Raw genomic sequence first — 15,839 nt, 5'->3', positions numbered from 1 at the left:
CACGGCACAGACGCGTACGCCACCACTGGAGGGAAGGGGACCGCCCATGACACCCACCGACGCCCCCGGTGCACCCCGGGACGCGGTTCACCGCCGGTCCGGCCCGCCCGGCGCCGGGCCCGTCCGGCCGCATGCGCGCCGCACCGCCCCACCGGAGCCGTCATGACCCAGTCCAGCCGCCCCGTCCGCGGCCCGGCCGCCCCGCGCCCCCGGGCGGGGACACCGCGCACCCCCCGCCCGCCGCGCGGCACCGGCGGCCCCCGGCGGATGTACGAGCGCGCCCGCAGCGCCTGGGACCGTCCGCTCACCGCGTACTACCTGATCCTCGGCAGCAGCCTCCTGATCACCGTGCTCGGCCTGGTGATGGTCTACTCCGCCTCCATGATCAAGGCGCTGGAGTGGTCGCTGCCCAGCGCCTACTTCTTCCGCAAGCAGCTCGTCGCCGTGGCCATAGGGTCCGTGCTGCTGCTGATCGCCTCCCGGCTCCCCTCCCGGCTGCACCGGGCGCTCTCCTACCCGCTGCTGGTCGGCACCGTCTTCCTGATGGTGCTGGTCCAGGTGCCGGGCATCGGCCAGGAGGTCAGCGGCAACCAGAACTGGCTCTCCCTCGGCGGCCCCTTCCAGCTCCAGCCCAGTGAGTTCGGCAAGCTCGCGCTGATCCTCTGGGGCGCCGATCTGCTCGCCCGCAAACAGGACCGGCGGCTGCTGAACCAGTGGAAACACATGCTGGTCCCGCTGGTGCCGGTGACCTTTCTGCTGCTCGGGCTGATCATGCTCGGCGGCGACATGGGCACCTCGATCATCCTCGCCGCGATCCTCTTCGGCCTGCTCTGGCTGGCCGGCGCGCCCACCCGGCTCTTCGCCGGAGTGCTCTCCGTCGCACTTCTCGTCGGCTTCATGCTGATCAGGACCAGCGAGAACCGGATGGCGCGGCTCTCCTGCATCGGCGCCGTGGATCTCGGCCCCAAGGGCGAGTGCTGGCAGGCGGTGCACGGAATCTACGCCCTGGCCTCGGGCGGCTGGTTCGGATCCGGCCTGGGTGCAAGTGTGGAGAAATGGGGACAACTTCCCGAGCCGCACACCGATTTCATCTTCGCCGTGGCCGGTGAGGAACTGGGTCTCGCGGGGACGCTGTCCGTCCTCGCGCTCTTCGCGGCTCTAGGCTATGCGGGTATCCGCGTGGCCGGACGCACGGAGGACCCCTTCGTGAGGTACGCCGCGGGAGGTGTGACCACCTGGATCACGGCCCAGGCCGTGGTCAACATCGGTGCGGTGCTCGGCCTGCTGCCGATCGCCGGGGTCCCGCTCCCGCTGTTCTCCTACGGAGGGTCCGCCCTGCTGCCGTCCATGTTCGCCATCGGGCTGCTGATTGCCTTCGCGCGAGAGGATCCAGCCGCGAAAGCGGCCCTGGCCATGCGGAGGCCAGGGGTGAGATGGAAGACGATGAGACGGCGCGTGACAAGGCGTCCGTCCGGAGAGCGGTGAATTTCGGTGCATGTCGTACTCGCCGGTGGGGGGACCGCCGGCCACATCGAGCCGGCGCTCGCCCTCGCGGACGCACTGCGGAGGCAGGACCCGACCGTGGGGATCACGGCACTCGGCACGGAACGCGGCCTGGAGACCAGGCTCGTACCGGAACGCGGCTATGAACTGGCGCTCATTCCCGCCGTCCCGCTGCCGCGCAAACCCACCCCGGAGCTGATCACCGTCCCCGGACGGCTGCGCGGCACCATCAAGGCGGCCGAGCAGATCCTGGAGCGCACCAAGGCCGACTGTGTCGTCGGCTTCGGCGGCTATGTGGCGCTGCCCGGCTATCTCGCGGCCAAACGCCTCGGGGTGCCCATCGTCGTCCACGAGGCCAATGCCCGCCCCGGACTGGCCAACAAGATCGGTTCCCGGTACGCCGCCGGGGTCGCCGTCGCCACCCCCGACAGCAAGCTGCGCAACTCCCGCTACATCGGCATCCCGCTGCGCTACTCGATCGCCACCCTGGACCGGGCCCGGGTCCGCCCGGAGGCGCGGGCCGCCTTCGGGCTCGACCCCCAGCTGCCGACGCTGCTGGTATCCGGCGGATCCCAGGGCGCCCGCCGCCTCAACGAGGTCGTCCAGCAGGCCGCTCCGGCGCTCCAGCGCTCCGGCATCCAGATCCTCCACGCGGTCGGCCCGAAGAACGAACTGCCGCGTGTCGACAACATGCCCGGAATGCCGCCTTACATCCCGGTACCGTATGTGGACCGGATGGATCTCGCCTACGCCGCGGCCGACATGATGCTCTGCCGCGCGGGCGCGATGACCGTCGCCGAACTCTCCGCCGTCGGGCTCCCCGCCGCCTATGTCCCGCTGCCCATCGGCAACGGCGAACAGCGGCTCAACGCCCAGCCGGTGGTCAAGGCGGGCGGCGGACTGCTGGTCGACGACGCCGAGCTGACGCCGCAATGGGTGCAGGGCAACATCCTTCCGGTACTGGCCGATCCGCACCGTCTGTACGAGATGTCCCGTGCGGCGGCCGAGTTCGGCCGCAGGGATGCCGATGAACTGCTCGTCGGCATGGTGTACGAGGCGATCGCGGCCCGCCGCAAGGGGTGAGGCCGCGGCCGGGGTCACCCCCGGCCCAAGAGGCGACTCAGCAGCGAGGAGACCGGAAGCGTGGCCGGAGGATCCACCACCGCCGAACGCGGTGCGCGCAGAACCCCGAAAGGGGCCTCCGGCCCGCGGCCGGGCGGGCCCCCGAGCCCGCCGCGCGGCCGTTTCCGGCTGCCCGGCCGCCGGGTCCTGCTGACGGCGCTCGCCGTCACCGCGGTGGCGGCCGGCGTCCTCTGGGTCCTCTACGGGTCCTCCTGGGCCCGGGTGGAGCGGGTCCGGGCCACCGGCACCGACGTGCTGACGTCGCGGCAGGTGACCGGCGCCGCCGGGGTCCGGCTGGGGGAGCCGCTGGTCTCGGTGGACACCGATGCCATCGAGGCGCGGCTGCGCGGCCGGCTGCCCAGGATCGAGTCGGTGGAGGTCTCCCGGTCCTGGCCGGACGGCATCGTCCTGGAGGTCTCCGAGCGCCGGCCGGTGCTGCTGCTCAGAAAAGGCATGCGGTTTGTCGAAGTCGATCGGCACGGCGTCCGGTTCGCGACGGTCGGGAAAGCGCCCCGGGGTGTGCCGATGCTCGAATTGACGGTGGACCGCTCGCCCAGTCTGCGGCGCTTCCCGGTCTCCCGGCTGATCGAGGAGGCGGTACGGGTCACCGGTGAACTCCCGGCGAAAGCCGCTGCCGATACCCGTACCCTTGTGGTCCGCTCATATGACGATATTTCCTTGGAGTTGACGGGTGGTCGGACCGTTCTCTGGGGCGGACCCGAGGACGGAGGGGTGAAGGCGCGCGCCCTCACCGCGCTGATGAAAGCGGCGCCCGGGGCCCGGCACTACGATGTGAGTGCTCCCATCGCCCCTGCCGCGTCCGGCAGTTGACCGGAGAACGCGCCCGTGACGGCCCTGGGTGGTCAGCGCAACGGCTGATCACATAGGGTGAAAAGAAAAACGGGAGGTTCGGCGTGTTCATTGAACGCGCGCCACTTGTCGACTTAGTGTCCTGTTCGGAAGAGTCCAGGGAACAGACATACTGGTAACCCTAAACTTCAACGTTAGGGTTCGGGTCGGCGTTTCGGACCGTCCCATCGGCATCCGTCGTCAAGGCGCGTGAACCGCGCGCCGGCGACACGTAAATCGAGGCGAGAGGCCTTCGACGTGGCAGCACCGCAGAACTACCTCGCAGTCATCAAGGTCATCGGTGTCGGCGGCGGTGGTGTCAATGCCATCAACCGAATGATCGAGGTCGGTCTCAAGGGCGTCGAGTTCATCGCCATCAACACCGACGCACAGGCTCTGTTGATGAGCGATGCCGACGTCAAGCTCGACGTCGGCCGAGAACTCACCCGGGGCCTCGGCGCCGGCGCCAACCCGGCCGTCGGCCGGAAGGCGGCGGAGGACCACCGCGAGGAGATCGAGGAGGTCCTCAAGGGGGCCGACATGGTCTTCGTCACCGCGGGCGAGGGGGGCGGCACCGGCACCGGCGGAGCCCCCGTCGTGGCCAACATCGCGCGTTCGCTCGGCGCCCTGACGATCGGTGTGGTCACCCGGCCGTTCACCTTCGAGGGCCGCCGTCGCGCCAACCAGGCCGAGGACGGCATCGCCGAACTCCGCGAAGAGGTCGACACCCTCATCGTCATTCCGAACGACCGGCTGCTCTCCATCTCGGACCGCCAGGTCAGCGTGCTGGACGCGTTCAAGTCCGCCGACCAGGTCCTGCTCTCCGGCGTTCAGGGCATCACCGACCTCATCACCACCCCGGGTCTGATCAACCTCGACTTCGCGGACGTCAAGTCCGTGATGTCCGAGGCGGGCTCGGCCCTCATGGGCATCGGCTCGGCACGCGGCGACGACCGCGCGGTGGCCGCCGCCGAGATGGCGATCTCCTCGCCGCTCCTGGAGGCGTCCATCGACGGGGCGCGGGGCGTCCTGCTCTCCATCTCCGGCGGCTCCGACCTCGGTCTCTTCGAGATCAACGAGGCCGCCCAGCTGGTGAGCGAGGCGGCACACCCCGAGGCCAACATCATCTTCGGCGCGGTCATCGACGACGCCCTCGGCGACGAGGTCCGGGTCACCGTGATCGCCGCCGGATTCGACGGCGGCCAGCCGCCGACCATCCGGGAGAACATCCTCGGCTCGGCCTCGAAGCGCGAGGAGCCGCAGGCTCCGCCGTCGCGCATCGACTCGCCCCGCTCCTCCGGGCTCGGCAGCGTCCCGGTCCGCGAGGAGAGCAAGCCGGAGCCCGTGCAGAAGCTGCACGACCTCCCGCAGTCGGCACCGCAGGTCCCCCCGGCCCGTCCCTACCCGGACACCTCGGCCGAGGAACTGGACGTACCGGACTTCCTCAAGTGACCGCCGCGCCCCCCGAGCTCCGGCCCCGCGGCCGGAGCGCCGGAGGGCCGGTGAGCCACCGGAGTCCGGCAGCTCACCACCGGAACGGCCGCGCCGGGACGGCGGGCCCCGCGCCCGCCGGCCGGGCCGCCCCCCTCCGTACCGCCGGCCGGATCCCCGGTCCGGCGGAGAACAACCGGAAGTGATCGTGCAGCACGACGCGATACTCGCGAACGGCGCGCACTTCGCCTTCACCGACAGGTGGGGCGGGGTGAGCGCCGTTCCGTACGAGCAGCTCAATCTCGGCGGTGCGGTCGGCGACGACCCGGAGGCGGTACGCGCCAACCGGGCCCTGGCCGCGAAGGAACTGGAACTCGACCCGGACGCGGTCGTCTGGATGAACCAGGTCCACGGCCGTGAGGTCGTCCGGGTCGACGGCCCCTGGGGCGACGCCCCGGTGCCGGAGACCGACGGAGTGGTCACCGCCCGGCGCGGACTCGCGCTCGCCGTGCTGACCGCCGACTGTGTCCCGGTCCTGCTGGCCGATCCGGTCGCGGGTGTGGTGGCCGCCGCCCACGCGGGCCGCCCGGGAATGGTCGCGGGCATCGTCCCCGCGACGATCGGCGCGATGACCGCGCTGGGCGCCGACCCGGAACGGATCATCGCCCGTACCGGGCCCGCGATCTGCGGACGCTGTTACGAGGTCCCGGCCGCCATGCGGGCCGAGGTCGCCGCGGCCGAACCGGCCGCCTGGTCCGAGACGAGCTGGGGCACCCCGGCCGTCGATGTGATCGCCGCCGTCCACGCACAGCTCGAAGCGGCGGGGGTACGGGACCGCCGGGCGTCGGACTTCTGCACACTGGAGTCGCACGACCACTACTCGTACCGCCGTGACCGCACCACCGGGCGACTCGCCGGATATGTCTGGCTGACGCCTCTTTCCGGTGATTCGGGCGGCGCTTCCCTCCCAGGAGTGATCCCAGCATGACGCACCGGGACTCCGGCCCGGCCGGTTCGTCCGGCCCCGGCCCGACCGCCGCCGGCGAGGACCGCAAGGCGGAACTCGCGGCGAATCTGGCCGTGGTGGAGGAACGTATCGCCTCGGCCTGTGCCGCCGCCGGCCGCAAGCGGGAGGAGGTGACGCTCATCGTCGTCACCAAGACCTACCCCGCGAGCGATGTCCGTTTTCTCCATGAACTCGGTGTGAGGAATGTCGCCGAGAACCGGGATCAGGACGCCGCTCCCAAGGCTGCGGAATGTGCGGATCTCGACCTTCGCTGGCACTTTGTCGGTCAGCTTCAGACGAATAAAGTCCGTTCTGTGGCGAGTTATGCGGATGTTGTGCAATCCGTTGACCGTTTGAAGCTTGTCACCGCGCTCTCCTCCGCCGCGGTCCGGGCGGAGCGCGAACTGGGCTGTCTGATCCAGGTCGCCCTCGACGCGGAGGCGGGCGGCCGGGGCGACCGGGGCGGTGTCGCGCCGGACGGAATCGCCGAACTGGCCGAGGCGGTGGACGCCGCGCCCGGGCTGCGACTCGGCGGACTGATGACGGTCGCCCCGCTGGCCGGACCCTTCGCGGGGCGCGAACAGGCGGCTTTCCGGCAGCTGATGGAATTCTCATCCGGCCTGCGCTCCGGGCATCCTGCTGCGAACATGGTGTCAGCAGGGATGAGTGCGGACCTCGAACAGGCCGTTGCCGCCGGAGCGACACATGTACGCGTCGGCACTGCGGTGCTCGGAGTCCGTCCCCGGCTCGGGTAACGTCGCCAAGAAGTCGGACCACAGCAGAAAATATGGTCATTCCCGTAGCAAATCGGGCAGACCGCGTGGATCGCGGGCACTTGGCGACAGGGCCGATCCACCACAGAGCGGAGGACTCAGAGCATGGCCGGCGCGATGCGCAAGATGGCGGTCTACCTCGGCCTCGTGGAGGACGATGGGTACGACGGCAGGGGTTTCGATCCCGACGACGACTTCGAACCCGAGCCGGAGCCCGAGCGGGAGCACCGGCGGCACCAGCCGCCACCCCATCAGGTGGAGCGCGAGGAACCGGTGCGGGCGGTCCAACCCCCGCCGCAGCGCGAACCGGTGGTGCTCGCTCCTTCGCTACCCGCAGAAAACGGACGTCCTGCGCGAATCGCCCCCGTGGCGTCCATCACACCCGAACGCCCGAGCCTGGAGAAGAACGCACCGGTGATCATGCCCAAGGTTGTGTCCGAGCGGGAGCCTTACCGCATCACGACGTTGCACCCGCGGACCTACAACGAGGCCCGTACCATCGGGGAACACTTCCGTGAGGGCACTCCGGTGATCATGAATCTCACCGAGATGGACGACACCGACGCAAAGCGACTTGTCGACTTTGCCGCGGGACTTGTCTTCGGTCTGCATGGCAGCATTGAGCGCGTGACACAGAAGGTGTTCCTGCTGTCTCCTGCTAACGTCGATGTCACGGCGGAGGACAAGGCCCGTATCGCAGAGGGCGGATTCTTCAACCAGAGCTGAGAAGCACGACACCGGGACGACCCGGCCGGACGGCCGGACAAGAGAGCACAGGGGAGAGGGAACCGCGGGATGGGCGTCGCACTACAGGTGGTCTACATCGCGCTGATGTGCTTCCTCATCGTGCTGATCTTTCGATTGGTCATGGACTACGTCTTCCAGTTCGCCCGTTCATGGCAACCCGGCAAGGCGATGGTGGTCGTGCTTGAGGCCACCTACACTGTCACCGATCCACCGCTCAAGCTTCTTCGGCGGTTCATTCCGCCGTTGCGTCTCGGGGGCGTGGCACTCGACCTGTCCTTCTTCGTTCTGATGATCATCGTCTACATCCTGCTCAGTATCGTGGGGAGTTTCGCGAGATGAGTGAGGTGCGTGTGGACGAGGTCTTGCCGACTGCCGACGACTACGTAGAGGTGAAGAAGAGATGCCGCTGACCCCCGAGGACGTGCGGAACAAACAGTTCACGACCGTCCGCCTCCGAGAAGGCTATGACGAGGACGAGGTCGATGCCTTCCTCGACGAGGTCGAGTCCGAACTGACCCGCCTGCTCCGCGAGAACGAGGACCTGCGCGCCAAGCTGGCCGCGGCGACCCGTGCGGCGGCGCAGAATCAGCAACAGCAGGGCATGCGCAAGCCCCCGGAGCCGCAGGACGGCCGCGGTGGACCCGGGGCTCCCGTGCCCGCCGCCATATCCGGACCCCCGGTCCAGCAGCAGCAGCCCCCGCAGATGGGTCCCCCCCAGCTGCCCGGTGGAGCTCCTCAGCTGCCGGCCGGTCCGAGCCACGGCGGACCCAACCACGGTGGCCAGGGCCACGGTGGCCCGAACCACGGCCAGATGCAGGGCGGCCCCATGGGCGGCCAGATGCAGGGCAACCCGATGCAGGGCGGCATGCAGGGCGGTCCCATGGGCGGCCAGATGCAGGGCAACCCCATGCAGGGCGGCCCCATGGGCAACCCGATGCAGGGCGGTCCCATGGGCGGACACAACCCGCAGATGGGCCAGCCCGGTCAGGGTCCCGGTGGCGACAGCGCCGCGCGTGTGCTCTCGCTGGCGCAGCAGACCGCCGACCAGGCGATCGCGGAGGCCCGTTCCGAGGCCAACAAGATTGTCGGCGAGGCGCGTTCCCGCGCCGAGGGCCTGGAGCGGGACGCCCGCGCCAAGGCCGACGCGCTGGAGCGGGACGCTCAGGAGAAGCACCGCGTCGCGATGGGCTCGCTGGAGTCCGCGCGCGCCACGCTTGAGCGCAAGGTCGAAGACCTGCGCGGCTTCGAGCGCGAGTACCGCACCCGGCTGAAGTCCTACCTGGAGAGCCAGCTGCGTCAGCTGGAGACCCAGGCGGACGACTCCCTCGCCCCGCCGCGGTCCCCGTCGGCCGCCTCGCTGCCGCCGTCCCCGTCGATGGCGTCCGCGGGCGCCCCGGCACTGGGACACGGCATGGGCGGCGGACCCTCGATGGGCCAGTCCATGGGTCAGTCCATGGGCGGCGGTCCCTCGATGGGGCAGAACGGCGGTCCGTCGTACGGCGGTCAGCAGCAGATGTCCCCGGCCATGACCCAGCCGATGGCACCGGTCCGGCCGCAGGCGCCGCAGCCGATGCAGCAGGCGCCGGCGCCGATGCGCGGGTTCCTGATCGACGAGGACGACAACTGACGCGGTTTCGCGCGATGAGCGCGTAGCCGTCGGCAGACGAAGAGCCGGGCCCGGGAGATCACTCCCGGGCCCGGCTTTTTTGCGCCCCGGCTCCGGGGGCCGTTTCCCCTCCCCGCCTCTTCCCGTAACCGGGGCTCCGCCCCGGACCCCGCGCCTCGAACGCCGGCGAGGCCGTATTGTGCCCGCCCGGCGGCTTCGGCGCTCGCGCGCTTCGGACACGACGAAGCCGGGGTGCTCACCTGTGAGGCGGGCACCCCGGCTTCGGGATCGGGCGATCGGGCGATCGGGCGGAGGTGTCAGACCTTGCGCAGGTGGAAGGTCAGGGACAGGGACTCGTCGGTGAAGGCCGGGCCGAAGGAGTCGTCCGGGGCCGCGGCGGAGAAGCGGGTCGCCAGGACCTCGTCCGAGATCAGCGAGGAGTGCGCCGTCAGTGCCTCCGTCGTGGACGGGTCATCCGCCGACCAGACCACCGCGATCCGGTCCGCCACGTCCAGGCCGCTGTTCTTGCGGGCCTCCTGGATCAGGCGGATCGCGTCCCGGGCCAGACCGGCGAGCCGCAGCTCGGGAGTGATCTCCAGATCCAGGGCGACCGTGGCGCCCGAATCCGAGGCCACCGACCAGCCCTCGCGCGGAGTCTCGGTGATGATGACCTCGTCCGGGCCGAGGGTGACGGTCTCGCCGTCGACCTCGACCGAGGCCGTGCCGGCGCGCAGGGCGAGGGAGAGCGCGGCGGCGTCCGCCTCGGCGACCGCCTTCGCGACCGCCTGAACGCCCTTGCCGAACCGCTTGCCCAGAGCACGGAAGTTCGCCTTCGCGGTGGTGTCGACCAGCGAACCGCCGACCTCCGAGAGCGACGCCAGCGAGGAGACGTTCAGCTCCTCGGTGATCTGCGCCTGGAGCTCGGGGGAGAGGGCCTCGAAACCGGCCGCCGCGACCAGCGCGCGCGACAGCGGCTGACGGGTCTTGACACCCGACTCCGCCCGGGTCGCCCGGCCCAGCTCCACCAGCCGCCGGACCAGTGCCATCTGCTGCGAGAGCACCGGATCGATGGCATTGAGGTCGGCCGCCGGCCAGGTGGACAGATGCACCGATTCCGGGGCGTCCGGGGTCACGGGCGCCACCAGGTCCTGCCAGACCCGCTCGGTGATGAACGGGGTGAGCGGGGCCATCAGCCGGGTGACCGTCTCGATCACCTCGTGCAGGGTGCGCAGCGCGGCGGCGTCACCCTGCCAGAACCGGCGGCGCGAACGGCGCACATACCAATTGGAGAGATCGTCCACAAAGGCGGAGAGAAGCTTCCCGGCCCGCTGGGTGTCATAGCTCTCCATCGCCTGGGTGACCTGGTCCACCAGCGCGTTCAGCTCACTGAGCAGCCAGCGGTCCAGCACCGTGCGGCCGGCCGGGGCCGGATCCGCGGCGGAGGGTGTCCAGCCCGATGTACGCGCGTACAGCGCCTGGAAGGCCACCGTGTTCCAGTACGTCAGCAGTGTCTTGCGGACCACTTCCTGGATCGTGGTGTGACCCACCCGCCGCGCCGACCACGGCGAACCGCCGGCCGCCATGAACCAGCGGACGGCGTCCGCGCCGTGCTGGTCCATCAGGGGGATCGGCTGGAGGATGTTCCCCAGGTGCTTGGACATCTTGCGGCCGTCCTCGGCCAGGATGTGCCCGAGGCAGACGACGTTCTCGTACGACGACTTGTCGAAGACCAGGGTGCCGACCGCCATCAGGGTGTAGAACCACCCGCGCGTCTGGTCGATCGCCTCCGAGATGAACTGCGCCGGATAGCGCTTCTCGAAGAGCTCCTTGTTCCGGTACGGGTAACCCCACTGCGCGAACGGCATCGAGCCCGCGTCGTACCAGGCGTCGATGACCTCGGGGACCCGGGTCGCCGTCCGCCCGCAGCCCTCGGCCGGGCAGCCGAAGGTGACATCGTCGATGAAGGGCCGGTGCGGGTCGAGCGAGGACTGGTCCTCGCCGGTCAGCTCGGTGAGCTCGGCGCGCGAACCGACACAGGTGAGGTGGTTCTCCTCGCACCGCCAGATGGGCAGCGGCGTACCCCAGTAGCGGTTGCGGGAGAGCGCCCAGTCGACATTGTTGTTGAGCCAGTCGCCGAACCGGCCGTGCTTGACCGAGTCCGGGAACCAGTTGGTGTTCTCGTTCTCCTCGATCAGCCGGTCCTTGACCGCGGTGGTGCGGATGTACCAGGACGGCTGCGCGTAGTAGAGCAGCGCGGTGTGGCAGCGCCAGCAGTGCGGGTAGCTGTGCTCGTACGGGGTGTGCCGGAAGAGCCGGCCGCGCTCCTGGAGATCGGCCGTCAGGCTCTCGTCCGCCTTCTTGAAGAAGACGCCGCCGACCAGCGGGAGGCCCTCCTCGAAGGTGCCGTCGGGACGGACCGGGTTGACCACCGGCAGACCGTACGCCTTGCAGACCTTGAGGTCGTCCTCGCCGAAGGCGGGGGACTGGTGCACCAGACCGGTGCCGTCCTCGGTGGTGACGTACTCGGCGTTGACCACGAAGTGGGCCGGAGCCGGGAACTCCACCAGCTCGAACGGGCGCTCGTACGTCCAGCGCTCCATCTCGGCGCCGGTGAAGGACTCGCCGACCCGCTCCCAGCCCTCGCCGAGCGCCTTCTCCAGCAGCGGCTCGGCGACGACCAGCCTCTCCTGTCCGTCCGTGGCCACCACATAGGTGACTCCGGGGTGGACGGCGACGGCGGTGTTCGACACCAGGGTCCACGGGGTGGTCGTCCACACCAGCAGCGACGCCTCGCCCGCGAGGGGGCCGGAGGTCAGCGGGAAGCGGACGAAGACCGAGGGGTCGACGACGGTCTCGTACCCCTGCGCGAGCTCGTGGTCGGAGAGACCGGTGCCGCAGCGCGGACACCAGGGCGCGACCCGGTGGTCCTGGACGAGCAGGCCCTTGTTGAAGATCTCCTTCAGGGACCACCACACCGAGTCGATGTACTCGGGCTTCATCGTCCAGTACGCCTCGTCCAGATCGACCCAGTAGCCCATCCGGTCGGTCAGCTCGGCGAAGGCGTCGGTGTGGCGGGTGACCGACGCGCGGCACTTCTCGTTGAACTCGGCGATGCCGAAAGCCTCGATGTCCTGCTTACCGGAGAAGCCCAGCTCCTTCTCCACGGCCAGCTCGACCGGCAGGCCGTGGCAGTCCCAGCCGGCCTTGCGGGCGACGTGGTAGCCGCGCATCGTGCGGAACCGGGGGAAGACGTCCTTGAAGACGCGGGCCTCGATGTGGTGGGCGCCGGGCATGCCGTTGGCGGTCGGCGGGCCCTCGTAGAACACCCACTCGGGGCGGCCCTCTGACTGGGCGAGACTCTTGGCGAAGACCTTGTTGTCGCGCCAGAAATCGAGCACGGCGTGCTCGAGCGCGGGCAGGTCGACCTGGGCGGGTACCGGGCGGTACTGCGGCGGTGTCATCGGGGAACTCCTCCGGCGGACAGATGCTTCTCCGTCGGAGGGACGAGAGCACGGGCTCCCGCGGTACCACCCTCCTTGGCGGCGCAGGACGCACCGCCCCCTCATTGGGGTCGCGCTGCCGGGTCTAATCGCCTCGCGGCTTTCTTCCGGCGGCTCCGGGGTGATCTCTCACATCGCGCTCGCCCCCGGGCTCGCACCGTCCCCGGGTCGCTCATGGCTGCGTACGACGCTACTCGTCCCCATCCAAGCCTTTCGCTCCGCCCAGTGTAAGCGGCCCGGCGCGGCCTTCCGACCGGATATTCCCGGGGGCGCTCCCGCCCTCCCCGCCGGTGGTGCGGAAGCCGCGCACGGCGCCGCCGGAATGACCCGAATGGCCAGACGCGCTCCGGCGGAGTCCGCGGACCCGGCGGGGGGCGGATTACCCGGCGGGGAGCTGGGCACAACGGATGCAGGTCCGTCTCACCGCCGCCGGGACGGGCCGCGCGGGCGGCGGGCCCCGATTGCCGCGGCGCTGATGTCGATTTATCGTCCCAGCACGATGCGCGTGCAAGATCACAGCAGGTGAAAAGGGGCCGCGGTCATGGTGGCGAAGAAGTCCGCCGAGGGACAGCCGGCGTCCGCGAGCTCCACCGGGGACGCGGAGGCGCACGACGGGAAGAGCGCTGCCGCGAAGAGGACCGCGGCGGGGAAGACCGCGGTGAGGAAGACCGCGGCCAAGAAAACGGCCGCGAAGAAGACGGCCGCCAAGAAGACCGCCGGCGGGAAGGCCGGGGCGGGCGCCGCCCGGGCCGAGGGAGAGACAGGAGTCAGGACGGTGCGAGCGAAGAAGACCGTGACCGCCGGTGCGGGCGGCGCCGCGGTGCCCACGGCCCGCACGGCCGCCGCGCCCGCCCCCGGCGAGCTGGCGGTACGGCCCGGTGAGGATCCCTGGACCCCGGAGGAGGTCGCGGAGGCCCGCACCGGGCTGGAGGGCGAGGTGGCCAGGCTCAAGGCGGAGCTGGCCGCGTCCGAGACCGCGCTCACCGGCCTGATGCGGGACTCCGGCGACGGCGCGGGCGACGACGACGCCGACACCGGCACCAAGAACATCACCCGGGAACACGAACTGTCCCTCGCCGCCAACGCGCGCGAGATGCTGGAACAGACCGAGCGGGCCCTCCAGCGGCTGGACGCGGGCACCTACGGCCTCTGCGAGAACTGCGGCAAGCCCATCGGCAAGGCCCGTGTGCAGGCATTTCCACGGGCCACGCTCTGTGTGGAGTGCAAGCAGAAGCAGGAACGCCGAGGCTGAGCCCTCAGGTGTGTGCCGTACCCTCGTGGTCAGTCAGGCACCTAGGTCGAGGGACACACTCACGTGGCAGAGTCGGAGCGCATCATCGATACGCCGGACGTTGGCGACGAGGCGGCGGCACCGGCCGAGCAGCCCAGGGGCAGGCGCAGGATCGCCGTACTGCTCGGTGTCGCGGCCATCGCGTACCTGTTCGATCTCGGCACCAAGATGCTCGTGGTCGCCAGGCTGGAGCACCACCAGCCCGTCGAGATCATCGGCGAATGGCTGAGGTTCGAGGCGGTCCGCAACAGCGGCGCCGCCTTCGGATTCGGCGCCGCGTACACCGTGATCTTCACCGTGATCGCCTGCGCGGTGGTTCTGGTGATCATCCGGCTGGCCCGCAAGCTCTACAACCTGCCGTGGGCCATCGCGCTCGGACTGCTGCTCGGCGGCGCGCTGGGCAATCTCACCGACCGGATCTTCCGCGCCCCCGGAGCCTTCAAGGGCGCCGTCGTCGACTTCATCGCCCCCGCGCACTTCGCCGTCTTCAACCTCGCCGACACCGCGATCGTCTGCGGCGGCATCCTGATCGTGATCCTCTCCTTCAAGGGGCTCGACCCCGACGGGACCGTCCACAAGGACTGATCCGCCGCCCCCGGGGCCGGCGCCGATCCCGGGCGCCTTTCCGACAAGGCATACTCGACGGGTGAGTACCCTTCCCGAGATCCGCACCCTGCCCGTACCCGATGGCCTGGAGGGCGAGCGCGTCGACGCCGCCATCTCCCGTATGTTCGGGTTCTCCCGCACCAAGGCGGCCGAGCTGGCCGCCGCCGGGAAGGTGCTGGTCGACGGCTCGGCCGTGGGCAAGTCCGAGCGGGTCCACGGCGGTGCCTGGCTTGAGGTCGAGATGCCGCAGGCCCCCGCCCCGGTCCAGATCGTGGCCGAGCCCGTGGAGGGCATGGAGATCATCCACGATGACGACGACATCGTCGTCATCGTCAAGCCGGTCGGCGTCGCCGCGCACCCCAGCCCCGGCTGGACCGGCACCACCGTGATCGGCGGCCTCGCCGCCGCCGGCTACCGCATCTCCACCTCCGGAGCCGCCGAGCGCCAGGGCATCGTGCACCGGCTCGACGTCGGCACCTCCGGACTCATGGTCGTCGCCAAGTCCGAGCGCGCGTACACCCTGCTCAAGCAGCAGTTCCGAGAGCGCACCGTGGACAAGCGCTACCACGCGCTGGTCCAGGGCCACCCCGACCCCATGAGCGGCACCATCGACGCCCCCATCGGGCGCCACCCGAACCACGACTACAAGTGGGCCGTCGTGGCCGAGGGCAAGCCCTCGGTCACCCACTACGACCTGATGGAGGCGTTCCGCGCCGCCTCCCTGCTGGACATCAAGCTGGAGACCGGCCGCACCCACCAGATCCGGGTCCACATGTCCGCCCACCGCCACCCCTGTGTCGGCGACCTGACCTACGGCGCCGATCCCACCATGGCCAAGCGTCTCGGGCTGACCAGGCAGTGGCTGCACGCGGTGCGGCTCGGGTTCGAGCACCCTTCGGACGGGCGCTGGGTCGAGTACGAGAGCGGGTACCCCGACGATTTGCGGAGCGCGCTGGAGAGGATCGCGGCGGAGAGCGCGTGACGGAGGGCTTCTCCGCGGGGCCGCCCTTGTCCGGGGCGGGGTTTGGTCACCCTGGCGCGGGGTGGGCGCCGCCTCAATCGCCGGCTGGGCTGTTGTTGGTGCGGGTTGCCCGTATCCGCGAGCGGGTGCTTGTTGGTGCGGGTTGGGTGCCGCTCCGGTTCGGTACTGGGGCTGCATGATTTACGGCGCTGTGACCCGGTCTTGTATCGATCACCCGGGTTTGCGCCGCAAATCACGCTTGACGCCCCAGTACCGCTCCTGCGCGTCCCCCCTTCCGCGAGTGACCCCAGTGCGTGATGACAGTGCTTTCGCCGTCCGCGCGTTCTGATGAAGCGCATTCGCGGTGAGGAACCCGGGTCCGGAAGGTCACCCAGGGGTGAGTGGGTGAGGGGCGTCAGAGTGGGCGGGTGCCGCTGGGCGGGC

At 70.2% G+C, this 15,839-nt stretch carries 13 protein-coding genes; 12 read left to right on the top strand and 1 reads right to left on the bottom strand.

Annotation, left to right across the window (positions count from 1 at the left end; all coding sequences use genetic code 11):
* Window positions 1-162 precede the first annotated feature (162 nt).
* The 9 genes from ftsW to AAFN69_RS33975 all read left to right on the top strand — a co-directional run bounded on the left by ftsW (window position 163) and on the right by AAFN69_RS33975 (window position 9,058).
* Entirely contained in the window at window positions 163-1,485 is a 1,323-nt protein-coding gene (gene ftsW, locus AAFN69_RS34015) for a putative lipid II flippase FtsW (RefSeq protein ID WP_347732802.1), read from the top strand.
* 6 nt (window positions 1,486-1,491) lie between these two features.
* Window positions 1,492-2,586: an undecaprenyldiphospho-muramoylpentapeptide beta-N-acetylglucosaminyltransferase gene (gene murG / locus AAFN69_RS34010; RefSeq protein ID WP_347732801.1), complete on the top strand. Its 1,095-nt coding sequence runs from the start codon at window positions 1,492-1,494 to the stop codon at window positions 2,584-2,586.
* 60 nt (window positions 2,587-2,646) lie between these two features.
* Entirely contained in the window at window positions 2,647-3,456 is an 810-nt protein-coding gene (locus AAFN69_RS34005; protein WP_347732800.1) for an FtsQ-type POTRA domain-containing protein, read from the top strand.
* Between the two features lie 276 nt (window positions 3,457-3,732).
* The gene (gene ftsZ, locus AAFN69_RS34000; RefSeq protein WP_347732799.1) at window positions 3,733-4,926 is read left to right on the top strand and encodes a cell division protein FtsZ; all 1,194 of its coding nucleotides are present in this window, start codon (window positions 3,733-3,735) and stop codon (window positions 4,924-4,926) included.
* Between the two features lie 181 nt (window positions 4,927-5,107).
* Window positions 5,108-5,893 (top strand): peptidoglycan editing factor PgeF, encoded by a 786-nt coding sequence (pgeF, locus tag AAFN69_RS33995; protein WP_347732798.1) that lies wholly within the window; start codon window positions 5,108-5,110, stop codon window positions 5,891-5,893.
* Window positions 5,890-6,666, top strand: a complete 777-nt coding sequence (locus tag AAFN69_RS33990; RefSeq protein ID WP_347732797.1) for a YggS family pyridoxal phosphate-dependent enzyme — start codon at window positions 5,890-5,892, stop codon at window positions 6,664-6,666. The genes pgeF and AAFN69_RS33990 overlap by 4 nt, the downstream gene beginning before the upstream one ends.
* A gap of 123 nt (window positions 6,667-6,789) precedes the next feature.
* On the top strand, window positions 6,790-7,410 hold the full coding sequence (gene sepF, locus AAFN69_RS33985) for a cell division protein SepF (protein ID WP_347732796.1): 621 nt from the start codon (window positions 6,790-6,792) through the stop codon (window positions 7,408-7,410).
* Window positions 7,411-7,479: 69 nt separating this feature from the next.
* Window positions 7,480-7,770 carry a YggT family protein gene (locus AAFN69_RS33980; RefSeq protein WP_347732794.1) on the top strand — a complete coding sequence of 97 codons (291 nt, stop codon included), beginning with the start codon at window positions 7,480-7,482 and terminating at the stop codon, window positions 7,768-7,770.
* Window positions 7,771-7,831: 61 nt separating this feature from the next.
* Complete coding sequence (locus AAFN69_RS33975) at window positions 7,832-9,058, top strand: DivIVA domain-containing protein (protein ID WP_347732793.1); 1,227 nt, start codon at window positions 7,832-7,834, stop codon at window positions 9,056-9,058.
* Between the two features lie 296 nt (window positions 9,059-9,354).
* Here AAFN69_RS33975 and ileS read toward each other — a convergent pair whose 3' ends face one another.
* Window positions 9,355-12,498: an isoleucine--tRNA ligase gene (ileS, locus tag AAFN69_RS33970; RefSeq protein WP_347732792.1), complete on the bottom strand. Its 3,144-nt coding sequence runs from the start codon at window positions 12,496-12,498 to the stop codon at window positions 9,355-9,357.
* Between the two features lie 580 nt (window positions 12,499-13,078).
* On the opposite strand from ileS, the gene AAFN69_RS33965 reads away from it, so the two are divergent.
* From AAFN69_RS33965 to AAFN69_RS33955, 3 genes are all read left to right on the top strand, one after another.
* A complete protein-coding gene (locus AAFN69_RS33965; RefSeq protein ID WP_347732791.1) occupies window positions 13,079-13,789 on the top strand; it encodes a TraR/DksA C4-type zinc finger protein in 711 nt (236 codons plus the stop codon).
* Between the two features lie 63 nt (window positions 13,790-13,852).
* The gene (lspA, locus tag AAFN69_RS33960; RefSeq protein WP_347732790.1) at window positions 13,853-14,413 is read left to right on the top strand and encodes a signal peptidase II; all 561 of its coding nucleotides are present in this window, start codon (window positions 13,853-13,855) and stop codon (window positions 14,411-14,413) included.
* Between the two features lie 61 nt (window positions 14,414-14,474).
* A complete protein-coding gene (locus AAFN69_RS33955) occupies window positions 14,475-15,416 on the top strand; it encodes an RluA family pseudouridine synthase (protein ID WP_347732789.1) in 942 nt (313 codons plus the stop codon).
* Window positions 15,417-15,839: the final 423 nt, after the last annotated feature.

The organism is Streptomyces sp. CAU 1734, assembly GCF_039888735.1.
Classification (GTDB): Bacteria; Actinomycetota; Actinomycetes; order Streptomycetales; family Streptomycetaceae; genus Streptomyces.
The sequence above is the reverse complement of the archived record's forward strand: the minus strand, read 5'-3'. Positions and strand labels throughout refer to the sequence as shown.